This window comes from Streptomyces sp. NPDC014006 (assembly GCF_043088925.1).
In the GTDB taxonomy this organism is placed as follows: domain Bacteria; phylum Actinomycetota; class Actinomycetes; order Streptomycetales; family Streptomycetaceae; genus Streptomyces.
On record NZ_JBICAJ010000001.1, the window covers coordinates 984,701 to 1,005,148 of the forward strand.

Annotated in this window: 19 protein-coding genes and 1 riboswitch; of the genes, 14 read left to right on the forward strand and 5 right to left on the reverse strand. The window is 71.2% G+C overall.

Annotation, left to right across the window (positions count from 1 at the left end; all coding sequences use genetic code 11):
* The first annotated feature begins 37 nt into the window (after positions 1-37).
* Positions 38-1,297: an Ig-like domain-containing protein gene (locus ACF1GV_RS04520; RefSeq protein WP_391677764.1), complete on the forward strand. Its 1,260-nt coding sequence runs from the start codon at positions 38-40 to the stop codon at positions 1,295-1,297.
* A 78-nt stretch (positions 1,298-1,375) separates the two neighbouring features.
* On the opposite strand, the gene ACF1GV_RS04525 is transcribed toward ACF1GV_RS04520, so the two are convergent.
* Positions 1,376-1,777, reverse strand: a complete 402-nt coding sequence (locus tag ACF1GV_RS04525; RefSeq protein WP_391677765.1) for a hypothetical protein — start codon at positions 1,775-1,777, stop codon at positions 1,376-1,378.
* A 178-nt stretch (positions 1,778-1,955) separates the two neighbouring features.
* Between ACF1GV_RS04525 and ACF1GV_RS04530 the strand changes: the two genes are divergently transcribed.
* The 6 genes from ACF1GV_RS04530 to ACF1GV_RS04555 all read left to right on the forward strand — a co-directional run bounded on the left by ACF1GV_RS04530 (position 1,956) and on the right by ACF1GV_RS04555 (position 9,257).
* Positions 1,956-2,576, forward strand: a complete 621-nt coding sequence (locus tag ACF1GV_RS04530; RefSeq protein ID WP_363267112.1) for a heme-copper oxidase subunit III — start codon at positions 1,956-1,958, stop codon at positions 2,574-2,576.
* Between the two features lie 78 nt (positions 2,577-2,654).
* Entirely contained in the window at positions 2,655-3,467 is an 813-nt protein-coding gene (locus ACF1GV_RS04535; RefSeq protein WP_391677768.1) for a c-type cytochrome, read from the forward strand.
* Positions 3,464-4,519 carry a Rieske 2Fe-2S domain-containing protein gene (locus ACF1GV_RS04540; protein WP_391677770.1) on the forward strand — a complete coding sequence of 352 codons (1,056 nt, stop codon included), beginning with the start codon at positions 3,464-3,466 and terminating at the stop codon, positions 4,517-4,519. Before ACF1GV_RS04535 ends, ACF1GV_RS04540 begins: the two co-directional genes overlap by 4 nt.
* Positions 4,516-6,153 (forward strand): cytochrome bc complex cytochrome b subunit, encoded by a 1,638-nt coding sequence (locus ACF1GV_RS04545; protein ID WP_391677771.1) that lies wholly within the window; start codon positions 4,516-4,518, stop codon positions 6,151-6,153. Before ACF1GV_RS04540 ends, ACF1GV_RS04545 begins: the two co-directional genes overlap by 4 nt.
* A gap of 345 nt (positions 6,154-6,498) precedes the next feature.
* Positions 6,499-7,563 carry an anthranilate phosphoribosyltransferase gene (gene trpD, locus ACF1GV_RS04550; protein ID WP_391677774.1) on the forward strand — a complete coding sequence of 355 codons (1,065 nt, stop codon included), beginning with the start codon at positions 6,499-6,501 and terminating at the stop codon, positions 7,561-7,563.
* A 75-nt stretch (positions 7,564-7,638) separates the two neighbouring features.
* Positions 7,639-7,755, forward strand: a riboswitch (SAM riboswitch).
* A 140-nt stretch (positions 7,756-7,895) separates the two neighbouring features.
* Positions 7,896-9,257 (forward strand): aminotransferase class V-fold PLP-dependent enzyme, encoded by a 1,362-nt coding sequence (locus ACF1GV_RS04555; protein ID WP_391677776.1) that lies wholly within the window; start codon positions 7,896-7,898, stop codon positions 9,255-9,257.
* Positions 9,258-9,305: 48 nt separating this feature from the next.
* On the opposite strand, the gene ACF1GV_RS04560 is transcribed toward ACF1GV_RS04555, so the two are convergent.
* Both ACF1GV_RS04560 and ACF1GV_RS04565 read right to left on the reverse strand, forming a co-directional pair.
* Positions 9,306-9,587, reverse strand: a complete 282-nt coding sequence (locus ACF1GV_RS04560) for an Lrp/AsnC family transcriptional regulator (RefSeq protein ID WP_100572304.1) — start codon at positions 9,585-9,587, stop codon at positions 9,306-9,308.
* A complete protein-coding gene (locus ACF1GV_RS04565) occupies positions 9,584-10,327 on the reverse strand; it encodes a rhomboid family intramembrane serine protease (protein ID WP_391677778.1) in 744 nt (247 codons plus the stop codon). Before ACF1GV_RS04565 ends, ACF1GV_RS04560 begins: the two co-directional genes overlap by 4 nt.
* 156 nt (positions 10,328-10,483) lie before the next feature.
* Here ACF1GV_RS04565 and ACF1GV_RS04570 point away from each other — a divergent pair, with 156 nt between their 5' ends.
* The 5 genes from ACF1GV_RS04570 (at position 10,484) to ACF1GV_RS04590 (ending at position 15,884) form a co-directional block, all read left to right on the forward strand.
* Positions 10,484-10,723, forward strand: a complete 240-nt coding sequence (locus ACF1GV_RS04570) for a hypothetical protein (protein ID WP_391677781.1) — start codon at positions 10,484-10,486, stop codon at positions 10,721-10,723.
* A gap of 56 nt (positions 10,724-10,779) precedes the next feature.
* A complete protein-coding gene (locus tag ACF1GV_RS04575) occupies positions 10,780-12,123 on the forward strand; it encodes an NYN domain-containing protein (RefSeq protein ID WP_363267121.1) in 1,344 nt (447 codons plus the stop codon).
* Between the two features lie 211 nt (positions 12,124-12,334).
* Positions 12,335-13,369, forward strand: coding sequence for an NlpC/P60 family protein (locus tag ACF1GV_RS04580; protein WP_391677783.1), 1,035 nt, complete (start codon positions 12,335-12,337; stop codon positions 13,367-13,369).
* A 275-nt stretch (positions 13,370-13,644) separates the two neighbouring features.
* Positions 13,645-14,670 carry an NlpC/P60 family protein gene (locus ACF1GV_RS04585; protein WP_391677785.1) on the forward strand — a complete coding sequence of 342 codons (1,026 nt, stop codon included), beginning with the start codon at positions 13,645-13,647 and terminating at the stop codon, positions 14,668-14,670.
* A gap of 29 nt (positions 14,671-14,699) precedes the next feature.
* A complete protein-coding gene (locus ACF1GV_RS04590) occupies positions 14,700-15,884 on the forward strand; it encodes a hypothetical protein (RefSeq protein ID WP_391677788.1) in 1,185 nt (394 codons plus the stop codon).
* A 55-nt stretch (positions 15,885-15,939) separates the two neighbouring features.
* On the opposite strand, the gene ACF1GV_RS04595 is transcribed toward ACF1GV_RS04590, so the two are convergent.
* On the reverse strand, positions 15,940-16,470 hold the full coding sequence (locus tag ACF1GV_RS04595) for a PadR family transcriptional regulator (RefSeq protein ID WP_391677790.1): 531 nt from the start codon (positions 16,468-16,470) through the stop codon (positions 15,940-15,942).
* Positions 16,471-16,555: 85 nt separating this feature from the next.
* Here ACF1GV_RS04595 and ACF1GV_RS04600 point away from each other — a divergent pair, with 85 nt between their 5' ends.
* On the forward strand, positions 16,556-17,878 hold the full coding sequence (locus tag ACF1GV_RS04600; protein WP_391677791.1) for an MATE family efflux transporter: 1,323 nt from the start codon (positions 16,556-16,558) through the stop codon (positions 17,876-17,878).
* Between the two features lie 75 nt (positions 17,879-17,953).
* On the opposite strand, the gene ACF1GV_RS04605 is transcribed toward ACF1GV_RS04600, so the two are convergent.
* Positions 17,954-19,198, reverse strand: coding sequence for a glycosyltransferase 87 family protein (locus tag ACF1GV_RS04605; protein ID WP_391677793.1), 1,245 nt, complete (start codon positions 19,196-19,198; stop codon positions 17,954-17,956).
* A gap of 96 nt (positions 19,199-19,294) precedes the next feature.
* Here ACF1GV_RS04605 and ACF1GV_RS04610 point away from each other — a divergent pair, with 96 nt between their 5' ends.
* The gene (locus tag ACF1GV_RS04610) at positions 19,295-20,437 is read left to right on the forward strand and encodes a glycosyltransferase family 4 protein (RefSeq protein ID WP_391677795.1); all 1,143 of its coding nucleotides are present in this window, start codon (positions 19,295-19,297) and stop codon (positions 20,435-20,437) included.
* Positions 20,438-20,448 lie beyond the last annotated feature (11 nt).

Consider the following 20,448-nt stretch of genomic DNA (forward strand, 5'->3'; position numbering starts at 1 on the left):
GCGCGCCATCATTGACGAAGCTTCCTAGCGTGAAGTCATGAGCACGCCTTCCCGCCCCCGCACAGCCGTCGGCTGCACGCTGCTGGTGATCGCCCTGAGCGCGGCCGCCACCGCCTGTGGCTCGGACGGCAACCCGCTCGCCGACCGCCCCTACGACGCGGCCGACCAGATCGCCTTCAACGGACCCTCAGGGGACGGGAAGAAGGCCGACCCCGACAAACCACTGGAAGTCACCGCCGAGGACGACGACCGGATCACGGACGTCACCGCCGTGGACGCCACAGGGCGCTTCGTGGCGGGCGAACTCTCCGCAGACGGCACCCGCTGGCACAGCACCGAGCCGCTGGCCGCAGGCGCCCACTACACGGTCCGGGTGAGCACCGAGGACGACGACGGCGCCCCCGGGCGCAAGGTCCTCTCCTTCGACACCGGCAAGCCCACCTCCAAGAAGACACTCACGGTGAAGTTCGGCCCCAAGTCCGGCACCTACGGCGTCGGACAGCCCATCACCGCCGAGCTGAGCCAGCCCATCAAGGACAAGAACCAGCGGGCCGTCGTCGAACGCGCCCTGAAGGTGACCTCCACCCCCGCGGTGCAGGGCTCCTGGTACTGGGTCGACGACAAGCAGCTCCACTACCGGCCCGAGGAGTTCTGGCCCGCCCACGCCACCATCGAGGTGCGCAGCAACCTGGACGGCATCAAGATCGGCGACCGGCTCTGGGGCGGCAAGTCCGCCTCCGTGAAGCTCTCCACGGGCGACCGGGTCATCGCGGTCACGGACGCCGCGGCCCACACGCTGACGTACTACAAGAACGGTGAGGAGGTCGAACAGTTCCCCGTCACCACCGGCAAGCCCGGCTTCGACACCCGTAACGGCGTCAAGGTCGTACTCGGCAAGGAGTACTTCGTACGGATGCGCGGCACCACCATCGGCATCGCCGAGGGCAGCGCGGACTCCTACGACCTGCCGGTCTACTACGCCACCCGGGTGACCTGGAGCGGCGAGTACGTCCACGCCGCGCCCTGGTCCGTCGGCTCCCAGGGCTACGCCAACGTCTCCCACGGCTGCACCGGCATGAGCACCGCCAACGCCGAGTGGTTCTTCGACCACGTCCGCGAGGGCGACGTCGTCCAGGTCGTGAACTCGGGCGGCGAGACGATGGAACCCTTCGGCAACGGCTTCGGCGACTGGAACCTGGACTGGAGGAAATGGCGCACAGGCAGCGCCGTCACCGGAGCCAAGACCAACACGACGGTGACGCAGGATGCGGCAAGGCTCCAGCCCAGGGCACTCTGACCGACCCAGGGGCGCGGGGAACTGCGCGACCGGCCGCCAAAGGCCCGCACCCGCGCGACCACCTCGCGCCCCGAGCTCCTAGGCGCTCTGCAACCGCTCCTGCCGCAGCAAGGACGCCAACGCCGACGCGAACTCGACCGGCTCCACCGGCAGCGCCACCGCCGCATCGGCCCGGCTCCACGTCGCCAGCCACGCGTCCTGGGGCCGGGCGATCAGCACCAGCACCGGCGGGCACTGGAAGATCTCGTCCTTGAGCTGCCGGCACATCCCCATGCCGCCCATCGGCACGGCCTCACCGTCCAGCACACAGACGTCGATGCCGCCCTTGTCCATCTCCCGCAGGACCGCCTCGGGCGTCGCGCACTCGATGAATTCCACCACCGGGGCGTCGGGCGCGGGGCGCCGCCCGGTCGCGAGCCGTACCTGCTCCCGTGTGTTGGAGTCGTCGCTGTAGACCAGCACCGTGGCGGTCGGCCGCATGGTTCCTCCGAGACGTCAGCGTCGTAGAGACAAGCCCGTTGCGGCGGATGCTACTCCCTCGCGCAGCCCGTCAACACCTGTTGGAACACCTCTGCGATGGGCCATACGGGCAGTACACATGCGGGGAACACTCCGAACGGCACCCCCCGGAGTGAGGGCGGGATAAGCGACCGACATAATGTCGGTCGTGGCGACAGCAACGACAGTAGATACCGGGCACGCGCACCCGTCGGTCAATCGGCCGAACCTCACCAGTGTCGGAACCATCATCTGGCTGAGTTCCGAGCTGATGTTCTTCGCGGCCCTCTTCGCGATGTACTTCACCCTGCGTTCGGTGACGGGTGCCGATCATTGGAAGGAGATGGCGCATGCCCTGAACGTGCCCTTCTCCGCGACGAACACCACGATCCTGGTGCTCTCCTCCCTCACCTGCCAGCTCGGCGTGTTCGCGGCCGAGCGCGGTGACGTGAAGAAGCTCCGGGGCTGGTTCATCGTCACCTTCATCATGGGTGCGATCTTCATCGGCGGTCAGATCTACGAGTACACCGAGCTGGTGAAGAGGGACGGCATCTCGCTGTCCTCGGACCCGTACGGTTCGGTGTTCTACCTGACCACCGGCTTCCACGGCCTGCACGTGACGGGCGGTCTCATCGCCTTCCTGCTGGTCCTCGGCCGTACCTACGCGGCCAAGAGGTTCACGCACGAGCAGGCGACCGCCGCCATCGTCGTGTCCTACTACTGGCACTTCGTCGATGTCGTCTGGATCGGCCTCTTCGCCACGATCTACCTGATCAAGTAGCGAGAAGATCCCACGCGCGTTCTCGCAACGCACCACCCAGAAGCATCGACGCTGAAGATCCTGACACCGGGGTAATCCGTGAAAAAGCTTTCCGCACGACGACGCCATCCGCTGGCGGCGGTCGTCGTCCTACTCTTCGCGCTGGCGGCCACGGGGGGTCTGTACGCCGCGTTCGCGCCCGCGGGCAAGGCGCAGGCCGACGACTCCTCCCAGTCCCTCGCCATCGACGAGGGCAAGAAGCTCTACACCGTGGGCTGCGCCAGCTGCCACGGCACCGGCGGTCAGGGCACCTCCGACGGTCCGAGCCTGGTCGGCGTGGGCGCCGCCGCGGTCGACTTCCAGGTGGGAACCGGCCGTATGCCGGCCTCCACCTCGCAGATGGCCCAGATCCCGAGCAAGAAGAACATCTACACGCAGGCCCAGATCGACCAGCTCGCGGCCTACGTGGCCTCGCTCGGCGCCGGCCCGGCCGTCCCGACGAAGCAGCAGTACGGCCCGGAGGGCGCGGACATCGCCAAGGGTGGCGAGCTGTTCCGTACCAACTGCGCGCAGTGCCACAACTTCACCGGCAAGGGCGGCGCGCTGACGAACGGCAAGTACGCCCCGACGCTCGAGGGCGTGGACCCCAAGCACATCTACGAGGCCATGCAGACGGGCCCGCAGAACATGCCGTCGTTCCCCGACACCACCATGTCGGAGCAGAACAAGAAGGACATCATCGCGTACCTGCACGCGGTCAACAGCGATGAGACGGAGAACCCGGGCGGTCTCGAGCTGGGCGGCCTCGGGCCGGTCAGCGAGGGTCTGTTCGCCTGGATCTTCGGCCTCGGCGCCCTGATCGCGGTCGCCGTCTGGGTCGCCGCTCGGACCGCAAAGGCCAAGAAGTCATGAGTAGCCAAGACATTCCTGAAGAGAACCTGCCCGCAGAGCAGGACCACGCGCACGGCGCGGTAGGCGTCGCGGACGAGAACCCGTTCGCCGACCCCGGCCTGCCGCCCCACGAGCACCGGATCCAGGACATCGACGAGCGGGCCGCCAAGCGGTCCGAGCGTGTGGTGGCCCTGCTGTTCACGGTGTCGATGCTGGCCACCCTCGGCTTCATCGCCGCGTACGTGACGATCCCGCATCACAAGTCGATCTTCGTCTTCCCGATCGGCCACCTCAGCGCGATGAACTTCGCGCTGGGTCTGACCCTCGGCACGGCGCTGTTCTGCATCGGCGCGGGCGCGGTCCACTGGGCCCGCACCCTGATGTCCGACGTGGAGGTCGCCGACGAGCGGCACCCGATCGAGGCCTCCCCGGAGGTCCGGGCGAAGGTCCACGCGGACTTCCGCCAGGGCGCCAAGGAGTCGGCGCTCGGCCGGCGCAAGCTGATCCGCAACACGATGTTCGGAGCGCTGACCCTGGTCCCGCTGTCGGGTCTGTTCCTGCTGCGCGATCTCGGTCCGCTGCCCGGTGAGAAGCTGCGCCACACGCTGTGGTCCAAGGGCAAGCTCCTCGTCAACGTGAACACGAACGAGCCGCTGCGTCCCGAGGACGTCGCGGTCGGTTCGCTCACCTTCGCCAAGCCCGAGGGCCTGGAGGAGCACGACGAGGACTTCCAGACCGAGATCGCCAAGGCGGCCCTGATGATCGTCCGGCTCCAGCCGGAGAACATCAAGGACAAGCGCGAGCTGGAGTGGTCGCACGAGGGCATCGTGGCGTACTCCAAGATCTGCACCCACGTCGGTTGTCCGATCTCGCTGTACGAGCAGCAGACGCACCACGTGCTGTGCCCCTGCCACCAGTCCACCTTCGACCTGTCCGACGGTGCCCGTGTGATCTTCGGTCCCGCCGGTCACGCCCTGCCGCAGCTGCGCATCGGTGTGAACGACGAGGGCTACCTCGAGGCGCTCGGCGACTTCGAAGAGCCCGTCGGTCCTGCTTTCTGGGAGCGCGGATGAGTACTGCAGCGAACGGATCACCCCGCTCTCGCGGGAAGGCACCGGCCGGCGAACGCGTCGCCGACTGGGCCGACGGCCGGCTGGGGATCTACTCCCTCGCCAAGTCGAACATGCGCAAGATCTTCCCCGACCACTGGTCGTTCATGTTGGGCGAAGTGTGCATGTACAGCTTCCTCATCATCATCCTGACGGGTGTCTATCTGACGCTGTTCTTCCACCCGTCGATGAACGAGGTCGAGTACCACGGCACGTATGTCCCGCTCCAGGGGCAGATGATGTCCGAGGCGTTCAGGTCGACCCTGCACATCTCCTTCGACGTGCGCGGTGGTCTGCTGATCCGGCAGATCCACCACTGGGCCGCGCTGATCTTCCTCGCGGGCATGTTCGTGCACATGATGCGCGTGTTCTTCACGGGCGCGTTCCGCAAGCCGCGTGAGATCAACTGGCTGTTCGGCTTCCTGCTGTTCGTCCTGGGCATGTTCACCGGCTTCACCGGTTACTCGCTGCCGGACGACCTGCTCTCCGGCACCGGTGTCCGCTTCATGGAGGGTGCGATCCTGTCCGTGCCGATCGTCGGCACGTACATCTCGTTCTTCCTCTTCGGCGGCGAGTTCCCGGGCGGCGACTTCGTGGCCCGCTTCTACTCGATCCACATCCTGCTGCTGCCGGGCATCATGCTGGGCCTGATGGTGGCCCACCTGATCCTGGTCTTCTACCACAAGCACACCCAGTTCGCGGGTCCCGGCAAGTCGAACAAGAACGTCGTCGGCATGCCGCTGCTTCCGGTGTACATGGCGAAGGCGGGCGGCTTCTTCTTCCTGGTCTTCGGTGTCATCGCGGTCATCGCCGCGGTCGCGCAGATCAACCCGATCTGGGCCATGGGCCCCTACCGGCCGGACCAGGTGTCCACGGGCGCCCAGCCGGACTGGTACATGGGCTTCGCCGAGGGTCTGATCCGCTTCATGCCGGGCTGGGAGGTCAACTTCTGGGGCCACACGCTGGTCCTGGGCGTGTTCATCCCGCTGGTGCTCTTCCCGCTGGTCCTGGCGGCGATCGCGGTCTACCCGTTCATCGAGTCCTGGATCACCGGCGACAAGCGCGAGCACCACATCCTGGACCGTCCGCGCAACGCCCCGACGCGTACCGCGTTCGGTGTCGCCTGGATCACGATCTACATGATCACGCTGGTCGGCGGTGGCAACGACCTGTGGGCCACCCACTTCCACCTGTCGATCAACGCGGTCACCTGGTTCGTCCGGATCGGCTTCTTCGTCGGCCCGGTGCTGGCCTTCCTCCTCACCAAGCGGATCTGCCTCGGCCTGCAGCGCCGGGACAAGGAGAAGGTGCTGCACGGTCGCGAGACCGGCACCATCAAGCGCCTGCCGCACGGTGAGTTCATCGAGGTCCACGAGCCGCTCAGCCAGGAGGCGCTGCACACCCTCACCGCGCACGAGCAGTACAAGCCGCTCGAGATCGGCCCCACGGTCGACGAGAACGGTGTCGAGCGCAAGGTGAAGGGCGCCGAGAAGCTGCGCGCCAAGCTCAGCGAGGCGTACTTCGGCGAGGAGGCGCAGATTCCGAAGCCGACCGCCGAGGAGTACAGGGAGATCACGAGCGGCCACGGCCACCACTGATCGCTGCGTCAGCCACGCCACGGTCGAAGGGCCCCGTCCGGTGTTCGGACGGGGCCCTTCGCCGTGCGCGGGCGGTCTTCGGCCGGCCGTCGTGAGGAGCGGTGGTCCGGCGAGGGCCGTTGTGAGTGGCGCTGGTCCGGCGAGGCCGAGCGTGCGGTCGCGGGGCAATAAGCCGGCCGGAGGGAGGCCGGGGGCCGGGGGCGTCGGGCCGTGCGGCGGCGGCCCGGGCGGGCTTGTCGTGCGTGGGCGGGGCCCCGTCCGGTGTGCGGACGGGGCCCTTCGCCGTGCGCCGGGCTGGATAGGGTGGAGACGTCATTCGATGCGTACGACGACCAGGAGCGGCTGATGAGCGCTGTGACCCCCGCTGGAGGCGACACCGCGGCGGGCCGTTCCTGGCCCCGCGTGCTGAACAGCCTGCTGGAAGGCCACGACCAGAGCGCCGAGGACACCGCCTGGGCGATGGACCAGATCATGCGCGGCGAGGCCACCGACGCGCAGATCGCCGGGTTCGCGGTCGCGCTGCGCGCCAAGGGCGAGACGGTCGAGGAGATCACCGGTCTGGTCCGGGCGATGTACGACCACGCCAACGTCATCGAGGTCCCCGGCCCCACCGTCGACATCGTCGGCACGGGCGGCGACGGCGCGAAGACGGTGAACATCTCCACCATGTCCTCGATCGTCGTGGCCGGCACGGGCGCGAAGGTCGTCAAGCACGGCAACCGGGCCGCCTCCTCGGCCTCCGGCGCCTCCGACGTGCTGGAGAAGCTCGGCGTCAACCTCAACCTGCCGCTGCACCGGGTGCCCCAGGTCGCCGAGGAGGCCGGGATCACCTTCTGCTTCGCGGTGAAGTTCCATCCGGCGCTGCGCCATGTGGCCGCCGCGCGCGGCCAGTTGGGCATCCGCACCACCTTCAACGTGCTGGGCCCGCTGACCAACCCGGCGAAGGTGCGGGCGCAGGCCGTCGGCGTCGCCGACGCCAGGATGGCGCCCATCGTCGCCGGCGTCTTCGCCGAACGCGGCAACTCCTCCCTGGTCTTCCGGGGTGACGACGGCCTGGACGAGCTGACGATCACCTCCACGTCCCGGGTCTGGATCGTCCGGGAGGGCAAGGTCACCGAGGAGACCTTCGACCCGCGGGAGGTCGGCATCGACCTGGCCCCCGTGGAGGCCCTGCGCGGCGCCGACGCCTCCTACAACGCCGAGGTGGCCCGGCGCCTGCTGGACGGCGAGCCCGGGCCCGTCCGGGACGCCGTCGTGCTCAACTCGGCGGCCGCGCTGGTCGCTCTGGAGCCGACCGGCGCACCGCTGGCCGAGCAGATCCGGGCCGCCATGGCGAAGGCGGCCCGGTCCATCGACTCGGGCTCGGCCAAGCGCACACTGGAGCGCTGGGTGGCGGCCAGCAACGCCTAGCGTCGGCCGACGGCCGTCCCGCGATCCGGACTCGGGTTGCGGGACGCCGATCACTTCCGTTACGTTCCCGTACCAGGTCATGAGTGACAGTCATGAGGCCCCGGCCGACTGTCCGGCAACCCTCCGTCCGTGGCGGGGTGCCCCGGGTGAAGACCAGGCCGCAGTCAGCAAGGTCTGCGGCAAGCGCGGACCCCTCGCGAACCCAGGGGTCCTGGTCGTCGAGGAGTCTTCCGTGAGCAAGCGAATGCGATAGGGCCGCCGAGCCCCGCCTCCGCGCACCCTTTTTTCATCCTTTCCCGCGCTTTCTCGCGCATCCTCACGGGAGTTCCGCCATGTCTGTCTCCACCGCTGCCGCCGACCGGTCCGTTTGTGCCCCGCTGCCCGTTCTGGGCCGAGATGTCACCGTCCCGCTCGTCACCGGAGGCGAGGTCACCTACGCCGCCCTCGACTACGCCGCCAGCGCTCCCGCCCTGCAGCGCGTCTGGGACGACGTGGCGGCGTACGCGCCGTACTACGGCAGCGTGCACCGCGGTGCCGGATACCTCTCGCAGCTGTCCACCGACCTGTTCGAGAACGCCCGGAAGACGGTCGCGGAGTTCCTCGACTGCCGCGATGGCGACCAGGTCGTCTTCACCCGCTCCACGACGGACTCGCTCAACCTGCTGGCCCGGGCGGTCCCGGCCGACTGCCAGGTCTTCGTCTTCGAGACCGAGCACCACGCCTCGCTGCTGCCCTGGCAGCACGCGAAGGTCACCTACCTCAACGCCCCGCGCACCCCGCGGCAGGCCGTCGAGACCCTGGAGCGCGCGCTCGCCGACCGCGACCCCCACGGCCCCGCCCTGGTCTGCGTCACCGGCGCCTCCAACGTCACCGGCGAACTGTGGCCGGTGCGCGAGCTGGCGGCCGCCGCGCACGCCCACGGTGCCCGGATCGTCCTGGACGCCGCCCAGCTGGCCCCGCACCACCCGGTGAGCGTGCGCGACCTCGACGTCGACTGGGTCGCCTTCTCCGGCCACAAGCTGTACGCCCCCTTCGGCTCCGGCGTCCTGGCCGGCCGCGCCGACTGGCTCCAGGCCGCCGACCCCTACCTCGCCGGCGGCGGCGCCAGCCGCAAGGTCGCCCGGCGCGAGGACGGGGGAGTGGACGTGGAGTGGCACGACAGCGCCGCCCGCCACGAAGCCGGCTCCCCGAACGTGATCGGTGCCTACTCCATCGCCTCCGCCTGCAAGGCGCTGACCGAGGCCGGCTGGGACACTCTGGTCGCCCGCGAGCAGCAGCTCATCGCCGCGGTCCGCGAGGGCCTGGCCGACGTGCCCGAGGTGAGGATCCTCTCCCTCTTCGGCGACGACGCCCCTCGGGTCGGCGTGATCTCGTTCGTCGTCGAGGGCTGGAACAGCTCCCACTTCGCCGCGGCCCTGTCCGCCGAGTACGGCATCGGCGTCCGCGACGGCCTCTTCTGCGCCCACCCGCTGGTGCGCACCCTGCTCGGCAGCGACCCCCAGACCCAGGGCGAGTGCGGCGCCCCCGAGGCGGCCCCCGGCGAGAAGTCCCTCAACGCGATCCGCGTGAGCTTCGGCGCGGGCACCCCGGACGAGCATGTGGAGCGCTTCATCACGGCGGTCAAGGAACTGGTCACCCAGGGCGCGCAGTGGACGTACAGGACGGAAGACGGCCGCTGCGTTCCCGCTGTCTGAGGCGCGGTCCGAGGCAGTCGAACGCCCGGTGAGGCGGTGTTCCCCCGGTCAGGAGTCCAGACCGATCGCGAACGCCGCCTCCAGGTCGTGCTGGGAGTACGTCCGAAAAGCCACGTGCGTGTCCGTGCCCTCGACGCCCGGGATCTTGCTGATCCGCCCCGGGATGACCTCCGCCAGGTCCTCGTGCTGCCGCACCCGCACCATGGCGATCAGGTCGTACGTCCCGGTGACGGAGAAGACCTCGCTCACCGAATCCAGCGAAGCGATCTGCTCGGCGATCTCGGGGATCCGGTCCACGCTGGTCTTGATGAGGACGATCGCGGTGATCACGGCTGGTTCTCTCCCTCGGGGGCCGGAGCAGGGGCGGCTTTCACTCTAGTCCCACGGCGGACGGCCACCCACGCGACCAGGAAGCCCAGCCCGAAGCCGATCAGATGGGCCAGGTACGCCACCCCCGGCCCCTGGGTGGCACGCCCCGCCGCCAGCCACTGCAGCACCGCCCAGAACGGCAGGACGACCCACGCCGGGAAGCGCAGCGGCACAAAGAACAGGAACGGCAGGAGACTGGTCACCCGGGCGCGGGGGAAGAGGGAGAGAAACGCGCCGAGGACCGCCGAGATCGCCCCCGAGGCGCCGACCAGCGACTGCTCGGACGCGGCGTGGGCGGCGGCGTATCCCAGCAGGGCCAGGTAACCGCAGCCGACGTAGAACACGACGAACCGGCCGCGGCCCATCCGTTCCTCGGTCATCGCTCCGAAGACGTAGAGGAAGAGCATGTTGCCGAGCAGATGCACCCAGCTGCCGTGCACGAACAGGGCCGTCATGGGCGTCAGTACGGCCCGCGGGGAGCCCTGGAAGAGCTCGTCCGGGATCACGCCCCAGCGCCGGAAGTACGCCCGCTGCGCGGTGAGCAGTTCGTCGCCGTGGCCGTAGGCCGGGTTCACGCCCGCCGCCGGCCCCAGCAGGAAGATCAGGCAGCACACGGCGATCAGTGCGTACGTCACCGGGGCCGAGGTGCGCGACAGGGTCCTGGTCACCTTGCCGACCGCGGTCGTCCAGTTGCCGATCATGCCTACAGAGCATGACGTAACCGGACGCATCGGACGAGGCCGCCTCGCCGCCGTGGACGGACCAGCGGCGAGTGACCGCCAGGCCGTAGGGTTACGAGCCACACGCACCGGGGAGGCCGGTGCGTCACGGACACTGGAAGAAAGCGAACAGTCACGATGACGGTTCCCCTGCCGACCGCCACGACGCGGTGGCGCTGCACGCTCTGCGGCAACCTCACCCGCTTCGACGTGACCCGCTCGTCGAAGGTCGTCGAGTACGTCCACCTCGATCTCGCCGGCGAGCCCAAGGTCGAGGAGCGCGAGGTGCTCAGTGAGACCATCGAGTCGGTGCGCTGCCGCTGGTGCAACGCCGTGGACCAGGTGGAGCTCGTGGACCGGCCCGCGGTCGAGGCCTGAGCCGGCGCCCCCTCACGGCCGACAGGAAAGACGTACGACAGGTACAGGAGTGACGGATGGTGGAGACCACAGGCGGGGGGCCGGGCGACGGCGCCGCTGAGGTGCTCGACCGTCCGCTGCCCGACGGCGTGCGCCGCAGGGTCGTCCAGATCGTCGCGGACGGCTTCGGCGGGCTGACCGTCGGTGAACTGCCCGCACAGCTTCGGCAGTACGCCCGGTTCGCACCGAACCGGCGGGCCAAGTTCGCCGGGAACGCGATGGCGGCCGCGCTGGAGACCGATCCGCTGTTCCGGCAGCGGATCGGCGAGAAGTTCAGAGAAGCGCAGCCGGAACTGGCCGGCGCCCTGGACTCCGGCTCGCCGCCCCCGGCCGCGGACCCGCTCGACGTGGCGGCTGCGGCCTATGTTCTTCGCCCCGCGGGCTGGGTGAAGCTGGTCACGGCGGCCGGCGAGGAGGCGCAGCGCGCCCACGCCGAGCGCGCCGACGAGGAGAGCCGCGCCGAGCTGGAGCGGCTGCGCGAACTGCTCGCGCAGACCAAGGAGCACACCCGGGCCGAGACCGAGCGGCTGCGCGCGGAGCTGGACCAGGTCAAGAAGGAAGCGGAATCGCTGCACCGCAAGCTGCGCGCCGCCCTCAGTGACGTCAAGCGAGGCGAGGCGGCGCTGCGCAAGGCGCAGGCCGAGACCGAGGGCGTACGCGCCGAAGCGCAGGCGCAGGTGTCCGCGGCGGAGAGCGAGTCACGGCGGCTCAAGACGCGTCTGAGCGAGGCGGAGGCCGCCCTGGAGGCCACCCGCCGCGCGGCGCGCGAGGGACGCAGCGTGGAGGACATGCGGGTCCGGCTGCTGCTGGACACCCTGCTGGACGCCACCCAGGGACTGCGGCGCGAACTGGCCCTTCCCCCGGTGTCCGTGCGTCCGGCCGAGACCGTGGACGCCGTCGAGCCGGGGCGGATGACGCCGAAGGACATCGCGGCGCGCGCGCTGTCCGAGAACGACCCGGCGATCCTGGACCAGTTGCTCGCGCTGCCGCAGGCGCATCTGGTCGTCGACGGCTACAACGTCACCAAGACCGGCTATCCCCAGATGCCGCTGGAGAAGCAGCGCCTGAGGCTCCTCGGGCAGCTGTCCGCGCTCGCCGCGCAGACCGGCGCCGAGGTCACCTGTGTCTTCGACGGGGCCGAACTGGTCGCGCCGGTGCTGCTGGCTCCGCCGCGCGGGGTGCGGGTGCTGTTCTCCAAGCCGGGTGTCACGGCGGACGAGCTGATCCGCCAGCTGGTGCGCGCCGAGCCGCCGGGCCGCCCGGTCATCGTCGCCTCAACCGACCGCGAGGTGGCCGACGGCGTCGCCCGGGCCGGTGCCCGACCGGTGGCTTCTGCGGTACTCCTCAAGCGACTGTCCTAGAAGGTGAACGCACGGGCCCAATACCCGAATTGGCGCCCGCGGCGATCCACAGACGGTCAATCCCATGTCACTGCTGGTGAGTTGTGTGCAAAGAATGCATGGCGTAACGGGTTTTTTTGCTGTGAGGATTTGAACTCATCACAGCGAGGTCACTAGGGTCTGCCTTCGAACCTCCGACCGGGTGATTACTCACAAGAAGGAGTTCGCCTCCGTGGCGTCCCACCGTCGACCCAAGCAGCCGAGCCGTGCACGTGTGACCGTGCTGACCACCGCAGCCGCCGCTGCCGTCGCCATCAGCGCGCAGGCGGCCAACGCCGCGCCCAGCGAGAAGCCGAGCAAGGACGAGGTCAAGGCCAAGGTCGACAAGCTCTACGAGGAGGCCGAGCAGGCCACCGAGAAGTACAACGGCGCCAAGGAGAAGCAGGAGACGCTCCAGAAGGAGATCTCCACCATCCAGGACAACGTGGCGCGCGGCCAGGAGGAGCTCAACGAGCTGCGCGACGGCATAGGCCTGGCGGCCGCCGCCCAGTACCGCACCGGCACCATCGACTCCTCCGTGCAGCTGTTCCTCTCCTCCGATCCGGATTCCTACCTCGACAAGGCCTCCACGCTCGACCAGTTGAGCGGCCAGCAGGTCGAGGCGCTGAAGAAGATCCAGGAGAAGCAGCGTCAGCTCGCCCAGGAGCGCTCCGAGGCCGCAGCGAAGCTCAAGGACCTCTCCGCCACCCGCACCGAGCTGGGCAAGAAGAAGAAGGAAGTCCAGGGCAAGCTCGCCGAGGCGCAGAAGCTGCTCAACTCCCTGACCGCCGCCGAGAAGGCCGCCATGGCCGCGGAGGACGCCCGCGCCAGCCGCTCGGCGAGCAGCCGCGTCGACCTCGGCAACTCCAAGGCCGCCTCCGGCCGCGCCGCCGCCGCCTTCTCCGCGGCCCAGAGCCGAATCGGCTCGCCGTACGTCTACGGCGCCACCGGCCCGTCCTCCTTCGACTGCTCGGGTCTGACCTCCTGGGCCTACGCCCAGGCCGGCGTCTCCATCCCCCGCACCTCGCAGGACCAGGCGAACGCCGGCACGCGCATCTACTCCATGAGCGACCTCCAGGTCGGCGACCTGGTGCTCTTCTACGGCGACCTGCACCACGTCGGCCTGTACGCGGGCAACGGCCAGGTGCTGCACGCCCCGCGCACCGGCACCGTCGTGCGCTACGAGTCGATCAACAACATGCCGTTCCAGTTCGGCGTGCGGATCTGACCCTCGGGACCCGCGCCGGGACACCCCGGCCTCGACAAGATCAACGTGCCGTGCCGCCCGAACGGGCGAATCGTGACGACGGGAAATGACCCCCCGCCCCGCCGATGACCTGCGTCAGCGGCGGGGCGTCACCGTGTGTGCCCGCGGCGGTCTTTGGCCGCCGGCCCGTGACGGGGCTACTGTCTGCCGCGTTTCCCCCGGCCCTCGCCGTCCACGGCGTTTTCGGTGTCCGCGGGGAGCAGTCCTGTTCCCCAGTGGAAGGAGCGCGGCCTCCCGTGGGTTCCCATCGCCGTCGCCTCGCGCACTCCGGGTTCGACCGGGGCGCGTGCGCCGCCCTCAGTGCGCTCTCCGTCGCGGCCGCCGCCCTCGGCGCCGTACCGGCCGGCTCCGCCGTGGCCGCGCCGCAGGGCGATGCCCGGGCCGAGGTCGACCGCCTCTACGAGGAGGCCGAGAAGGCCACCGAGGCGTACAACAAGGCCGACGAGCGGGCCGACGCGCTGCACCGGCAGGTCAGCGACAGCCAGGATCTGATCGCCCGTCAGCAGGAGCGGGTCAACACCATGCGGGACGCGCTGGGTTCGCTGGCCGGAGCCCAGTACCGCTCCGGTGGCATCGACCCGGCCGTCGCGCTGCTGTTCTCCGCCGACCCCGACGACTACCTCGACAAGGCCTCCGTGCTCGACCGGATCACCGCCCACCAGGCCGGGCAACTGCACGAGCTGCAGGGCGCCCTGCGCGAACTCGCCCAGGAACGCGCCGAGGCCACCCGGCAGCTGGCCGAACTCGAGCGCAGCCGCGCGGCCGTCGCCCGGCACAAGAAGACCGTCGAGCACAAGCTCGCCAAGGCGCGCCAGTTGCTCAACTCCCTGCCCGCCACCGAACGCGCCGCCTATGAGCGCATCTCGCGCACCGGCCGCACCGACCTGCCCGAGCTCGGCGGGGCCGGGCCGGCCTCCGAGCGGGCCGCCGCCGCGGTCGCCGCCGCCCGCGCGGCCCTCGGCAGGCCGTACGTGTGGGGCGCCAACGGGCCCTCCGGGTTCGACTGCTCGGGCCTGATGCAGTGGGCGTACGCGCGGGCCGGGGTGCATCTGCCGCGCACCTCGCAGGAACAGCGCTTCGCCGGCCATCAGGTGCCGCTCTCCCAGGCCCGCCCCGGCGACCTGGTCGTCTACCGCTCCGACGCCAGCCACGTCGGGATGTACGTCGGGAACGGCCGGGTCATCCACGCCCCCTATCCGGGCGCCCCGGTGCGCTACGACCCGGTCGGCATGATGCCGATCTCGTCGGTGACCAGGGTCTGACCGGGCCCTGGCCCCGTACCCTCGGGAAGGTGGCTGGTCGAGGGCGTGCGTCGGGGGTGTCGGTTCTCGTCTCGGTGTGCCTGCTGCTCGTGGGGTGCGGCGGGCGGCCCGGCGCCGACGGTGTGCGGGCCGAGGTGCAGCGTCTGCTCGACCGGCGGGCCGAGGCGGTGCTGCACCACGACGCGGCGGGTTACGGCGCCACGGGCACGCGGGCCGGGTTCGCCGCGGTGCGGGAGGTGCCGCTCACCTCGTGGTCGTACCGGGTCACGGGGGTGCGCCGCAGCGGTGCCACCGCGACCGTGGACGCCGAGCTGCGCTACCGGGTGCGGGATTACGACCAGGCGCCGGTGACGGCGGGACGTACGCTCACGCTCACCCGTTCCCCGGACGGCCGGTGGTCGGTCGCCGCCGACCGGCCCGCGCCGAACTCCGCCGACCAACTGTGGGACCAGGGCACGGTACGGGTCGTGCGCGGGCAGCACAGCCTCGTGCTGGGCGTCGGCCGGCCCGACGGGCAACTGCGCGCCTACGTCTCGCTCGCCGACCGGGCGGTGCCCGCCGTGACCGACGCCTGGGGAGCGAACTGGCCCGGCCGGATCGTGGTGCTGGTACCGAAGTCGCTGGACGGGATGGCACGGCTGCTCGGCTCGCCCGCCTCCTCCTACCGCGGCATCGCCGCCGTCACCACCGGCGAGACCGGGGCGCCGGCCAAGGCGGCCGCCGACCGGGTCATCGTCAACCCCGACGCGTACGGCATGCTCGGCACGCTCGGCCGGCAGGTGGTCCTCACGCACGAGACCACGCACGTCGCCACCCGGCGCGCCACCGACGCCGCGACGCCGCTGTGGCTGTCGGAGGGGTACGCCGACTGGGTCGGCTACCGCGGCAGCGGACGCACCGCCGTGCAGGCCGCGCCGGAGCTCCAGCGGGCGGTGGCCGACGGCGAGGTGCCGGCCGCGCTGCCCGGCGACCGGGACTTCGGCTTCGCCGGGGACGCCGGGCGGCTGGCGCGGGCGTACGAGAGCGGCTGGCTGGCCTGCCGGATGATCGCCGAGCGGTGGGGGGAGGCGCGGCTGCGCGCGTTCTACCGCGCGGTGGGCGAGCACCGGGTGCGGGCCGGGGCGGTGGAGGACGCGATGCGGACGACGCTCGGCGTGACCCTGCCGGACTTCACCGCACAGTGGCGGGACTACCTGCGGGTGCAGCTGGGCTGAGAGCGGCGCCCCGGGCCGGGCGGCCGGCGGGTTGCTCCAGGAGGTCGTCGGGCGGTCAGCCGGGCTGCTCCAGCAGGTCGATCGCCTCCCTGAGCCACGCCCGCTCCGCCTCGCCGGTCGCCCGGGCCACGCGCAGCATGCCCTGGCGGAACAGGTCGCCGGCCTCCTCCGCGCGCACCGGGCTGCCGTCCCGGTAGAAGAAGCTCGAGGGGGTCTGCAGGAACTCGAGCCGGCGGCGCAGGACGGCCGCCTGCTCCGTGCGGTCCGGCAGGTGGCGCAGGAACGCCAGGACCACGTTGAAGCGGACCTGGTCGGTGATCTCCACCCGCTTCGGCCGCCGCAGGCGCTCCAGCAGGTCCGCCTGGCCGGCCTCGGTGAGGGAGAGCACCCGCCGGGGGGCCGCGCTCGCGCCCTCCTCGGTGTGCTGGCCGAGCTTGCCGGCGGCGACCAGACGGGTGATCGCCGGATACAGCGCGCCGTCGCTCACCGGGCGGACGTGACCTTGAAGCGCCTTGATGCGCTCCTTCAGCTCGTAGCCGTGCAACGGCTCCTCGGCGAGAAAGCCCAGGATCGACAGCTCCAGCACGCATCCTCCTTGCGGGTGGCCTCCGCGCCATGGTACCTCTGGTCGAGCTACCTCGTTTCGAGGTATGAGGGTCGAGGGGGACGTCTTGGACGCACATCGCAGGCAACTGATCGCACTGGCCCACCCGGTCTACTTCTCCCTGCTGGCCTCGGTCGCCGCCGGGATCATCGACACCGTCTGGGTCTCCCGGCTCGGCGGACCCGCCGTGGCCGCCGTGGCCGTGGCCACCAACACCGAGAACGTGCTGCTGGGGGTGGCCCTCGTCTTCGCCTCCGGGACGACCGTGCTGGTCGCCCACGCCCGGGGCGCGCAAGATCCGGGGGCGGTGCGCTCGGCAGTACGGGGCGGATGGGCGCTGTTCGGGGTCGTCACACCGGTGGTCGTGGTGGGCGGGTTCCTGCTGCGCGAGCCGCTGGCCCGGCTGGTGCTCGGCGGCGGGGACGGGGCCGCGGTTGCGCTCGCCACGGCCTACTTCGCCGTCTCCCTGCCCGGCGTCGCCGTCTTCTTCGCCCAGCAACTTCTCGACGCCGTCCTCAAGGGCACCGGCGACACCCGCACCCCGATGCGCCTCGCCCTGCTCGCCAATGGCCTGATCCTGGTCGCCGACCCGCTCTTCATCCACCTCTACGGCATCCGGGGCGCCGCCGCCTCCACCGTCGCGTGCCGCTGCGTCGCGCTCGCCGCCGGGTTCGTCACGCTGCGCCGCAACGCCCTGTTGCGCGCGGCCGGCGCCGTGGCGGCCACGGAGCCGGTCCCGGCCGCCCTGCGACGGACCCTGGTCACCGGGCTGCCGATGTCCGCCGACTTCACCGTGCGGCAGACCGGCGCGCTCGTCCTCGTCGCGATCGTGGCGCGGATCGGGGTGACGGCGGTGGCCGCGTACGCCATCGCCTACAAGGTCATGTACGTGGCGACCATGGCCTTCTACTCGGTCAGGCAGGCGGCCTCGATCCACACCGCGCACGCCCGGGGCGAGGGCCGCGACGCGCGGCGGGCGATCGGCCGGCAGGCCGTGCTGGTCTCCGGCACGGTGGGCCTCGCCGCGTCCGCGCTGCTCGCCCTCGCGGCCCCCTGGATCATGGCCGCCTTCGGCGCCGGGCCCGCGGTGGCCCACGACGGCGTGCTCTTCCTGCGCTGCGTCGGCCCCTACCTGTTGCTGATGGCCTGCTTCATCGCGCTCGGCGGGGTCTTCGAGGGCAGCGGCGGAGCGCCCGCGCTGCTGCGGATCACCCTCGCCGGTACGGCCGTCCAACTGCCGCTCGCCCTGGTGCTGGCCGGGCTCGGTCTGCCGGGGGTGTGCCTGGCGCTCGCGCTGGCGATGGCCGTGCAGTGCGCGGCGGTGGCGCTGCTGCTGCGGCGCTCCCCGGCGCCGCAGGAGGAGACGGCCTCCCTGGTACGGGCCGCCTGAGGCCCGGCTCGGCGGCGACCGGCGTGGGCTCGAGGAGCCGACCGGGCCCGGCCCGGAGGGTGCCCGGGGACCGGCTCAGGAGGCGACCGGGGTCCTGTTCGGGTCGGCGGCCTGTGCGGGGACCGCCTTGCGGGGCGCAGGCGGGACCGTCGAGCGCCACAGCAGGACGGCGGCGGTGGCCGTGGCGGCGACCAGCAGGCCGTTGCGGGCGAACAGCAGTGTCATGCCCAGGTTGTCGCTCGCGACCACGTTGCCGAAGTGCACCGGGAACTCCAGCACCGTGAACAGCGTCGCCGCCAGCACGAGCGCCGCCGGCCACCGCATCCGGGTCGAGCGGAAGCACAGGCACACCGCCGCCAGACCCACCAGCCACACCAGGTACTGCGGGCTGATCACCCGGCTGGTCGTGGTGAACAGCAGCACGGCGGTGAACGCCGCGTCCGCCAGGGAGTGCGGCGAGAACTCGGACGCCAGCACCCTCCACAGCAGCAGCCAGGCGAACACCGCCCCGGTCAGCGCCAGCGCCGCCGTGCTCACGACCTGGACGTAGGGGCCGAGGAACTCCACCGAGCCGTAGTTCAGCAGCACCTGCCCGTTCCACCCGAAGTGCCGGGCCACATGGAAGACCATCGAGCCGAGGGACTCCACCTCGGTGCCCCGGTCCCGCTGGGCGGTGAGGAAGGCGAAGGCGCCGGGCATCCAGACGGCGAGGAGGGCCGCCAGCACCGCCGCGGTCACCGCGGCCGTCGTCCACGCCCGTCGCCGGGCCGCGCCCCACACGCCGACCAGGAGCAGTGCCGGCCACACCTTCAGCATCGCCCCGAAGGCGGCCAGCGCCCCCATCAGCCGTGGCCGGCGCACACCGGCGAGCAGCGCGGCCACGGCCACCGCGGTCACCATCACGTCGTAGCGGGCGTACACCGTCGGGCCGAGCAGCGGGACGCCGACCACCCACACCCAGGGGCCCCACAGCGACTTGCCGGGGCGCAGGCCCGCGTACACGAGCAGCGCGAGCGTCACCAGGTCGGCGAGGAAGGCGAGGACGAAGAAGCCGTGCGCGTAGCCGAGGAAGGGCAGCGCGGCGGGGGAGAGGATCGCCAGCGCGGCCGCGGGCGGGTACTGCCAGGTGACGTCCTGCTGCGGGAACGTTCCGCCGCGCAGGACGTCGTACCAGCCCTGGTAGATCACCCACACGTCGCTGGTCACGTCCGGGCCGGGGAAGACGTACACCCGGAAGACGAACAGCAGCAGCAACAGCCGGGTCGCCGCCCACACGCCGAGCAGCCCGGTCAGGGACCACCTGGTGGCCGTCGTCTTCACGTGATCCCCGTCCGTTCGAATACCAGCTTGCAGAACATGATGGCGTGCCCGGCTGGGTGCCTGCCACATACGGGGGCTCTTGTAGGGTCGGCGGCGATGCACAAGACCCTGATCGTGACGAACGACTTCCCGCCCCGGCCGGGCGGCATCCAGGCCTTCCTGCACAACATGGCGCTCCGGCTGGACCCCGGGCGGGTCGTCGTCTACGCCTCCACCTGGAAGCGCGGCCGGGAGGGCGCCGAGGCGACCGCCGCCTTCGACGCCGAGCAGCCCTTCACCGTCGTACGCGACTCCACGACGATGCTGCTGCCGACGCCCGGGGCGACCCGGCGGGCGGTCGGGCTGCTGCGCGAGCACGGGTGCACATCGGTGTGGTTCGGGGCGGCCGCGCCGCTCGGGCTGATGGCGCCGGCGCTGCGCAGGGCCGGCGCGCGGCGGCTGGTCGCCACCACCCACGGGCACGAGGCCGGCTGGGCCCAGCTGCCCGCCGCCCGGCGGCTGCTGCGCCGGATCGGCGAGAGCACCGACACGATCACCTACCTCGGCGAGTACACGCGTGCGCGGATCGCCGGCGCGCTGACTCCCGAGGCGGCCGCGCGGATGGTGCAACTGCCGCCCGGCGTCGACGAGAAGACCTTCCACCCGGCGTCGGGGGGCGACCAGGTGCGGGCCCGGCTGGGGCTCACCGACCGGCCCGTCGTCGTGTGCGTCTCACGGCTGGTGCCGCGCAAGGGGCAGGACACGCTCATCCAGGCCATGCCGCGCATCCTGGCCGCCGAGCCGGACGCGGTGCTGCTGATCGTCGGCGGCGGGCCGTACGAGAAGGACCTGCGCCGCCTGGCCGCGCAGACGGGGGTCACGGACTCGGTGGTCTTCACCGGTGCCGTGCCCTGGTCGGACCTGCCCGCCCACTTCGGCGCCGGGGACGTGTTCGCCATGCCGTGCCGGACGCGCCGCGGGGGGCTCGACGTCGAGGGCCTCGGGATCGTCTACCTGGAGGCCTCCGCGACCGGACTGCCCGTCGTCGCCGGGGACTCCGGCGGGGCGCCCGACGCCGTCCTCGACGGGGAGACCGGCTGGGTCGTGCGCGGCGGCTCCCCCGACGAGGCCGCCGAGCGCATCGTCGCCCTCCTCGCCGACGCGGAACTGCGCCGGCGGATGGGGGAGCGGGGCCGCCAGTGGGTCGAGGAGAAGTGGCGCTGGGACCTGCTGGCGGAGAACTTGAAAACGCTGCTGTAGTGCAGCCCACC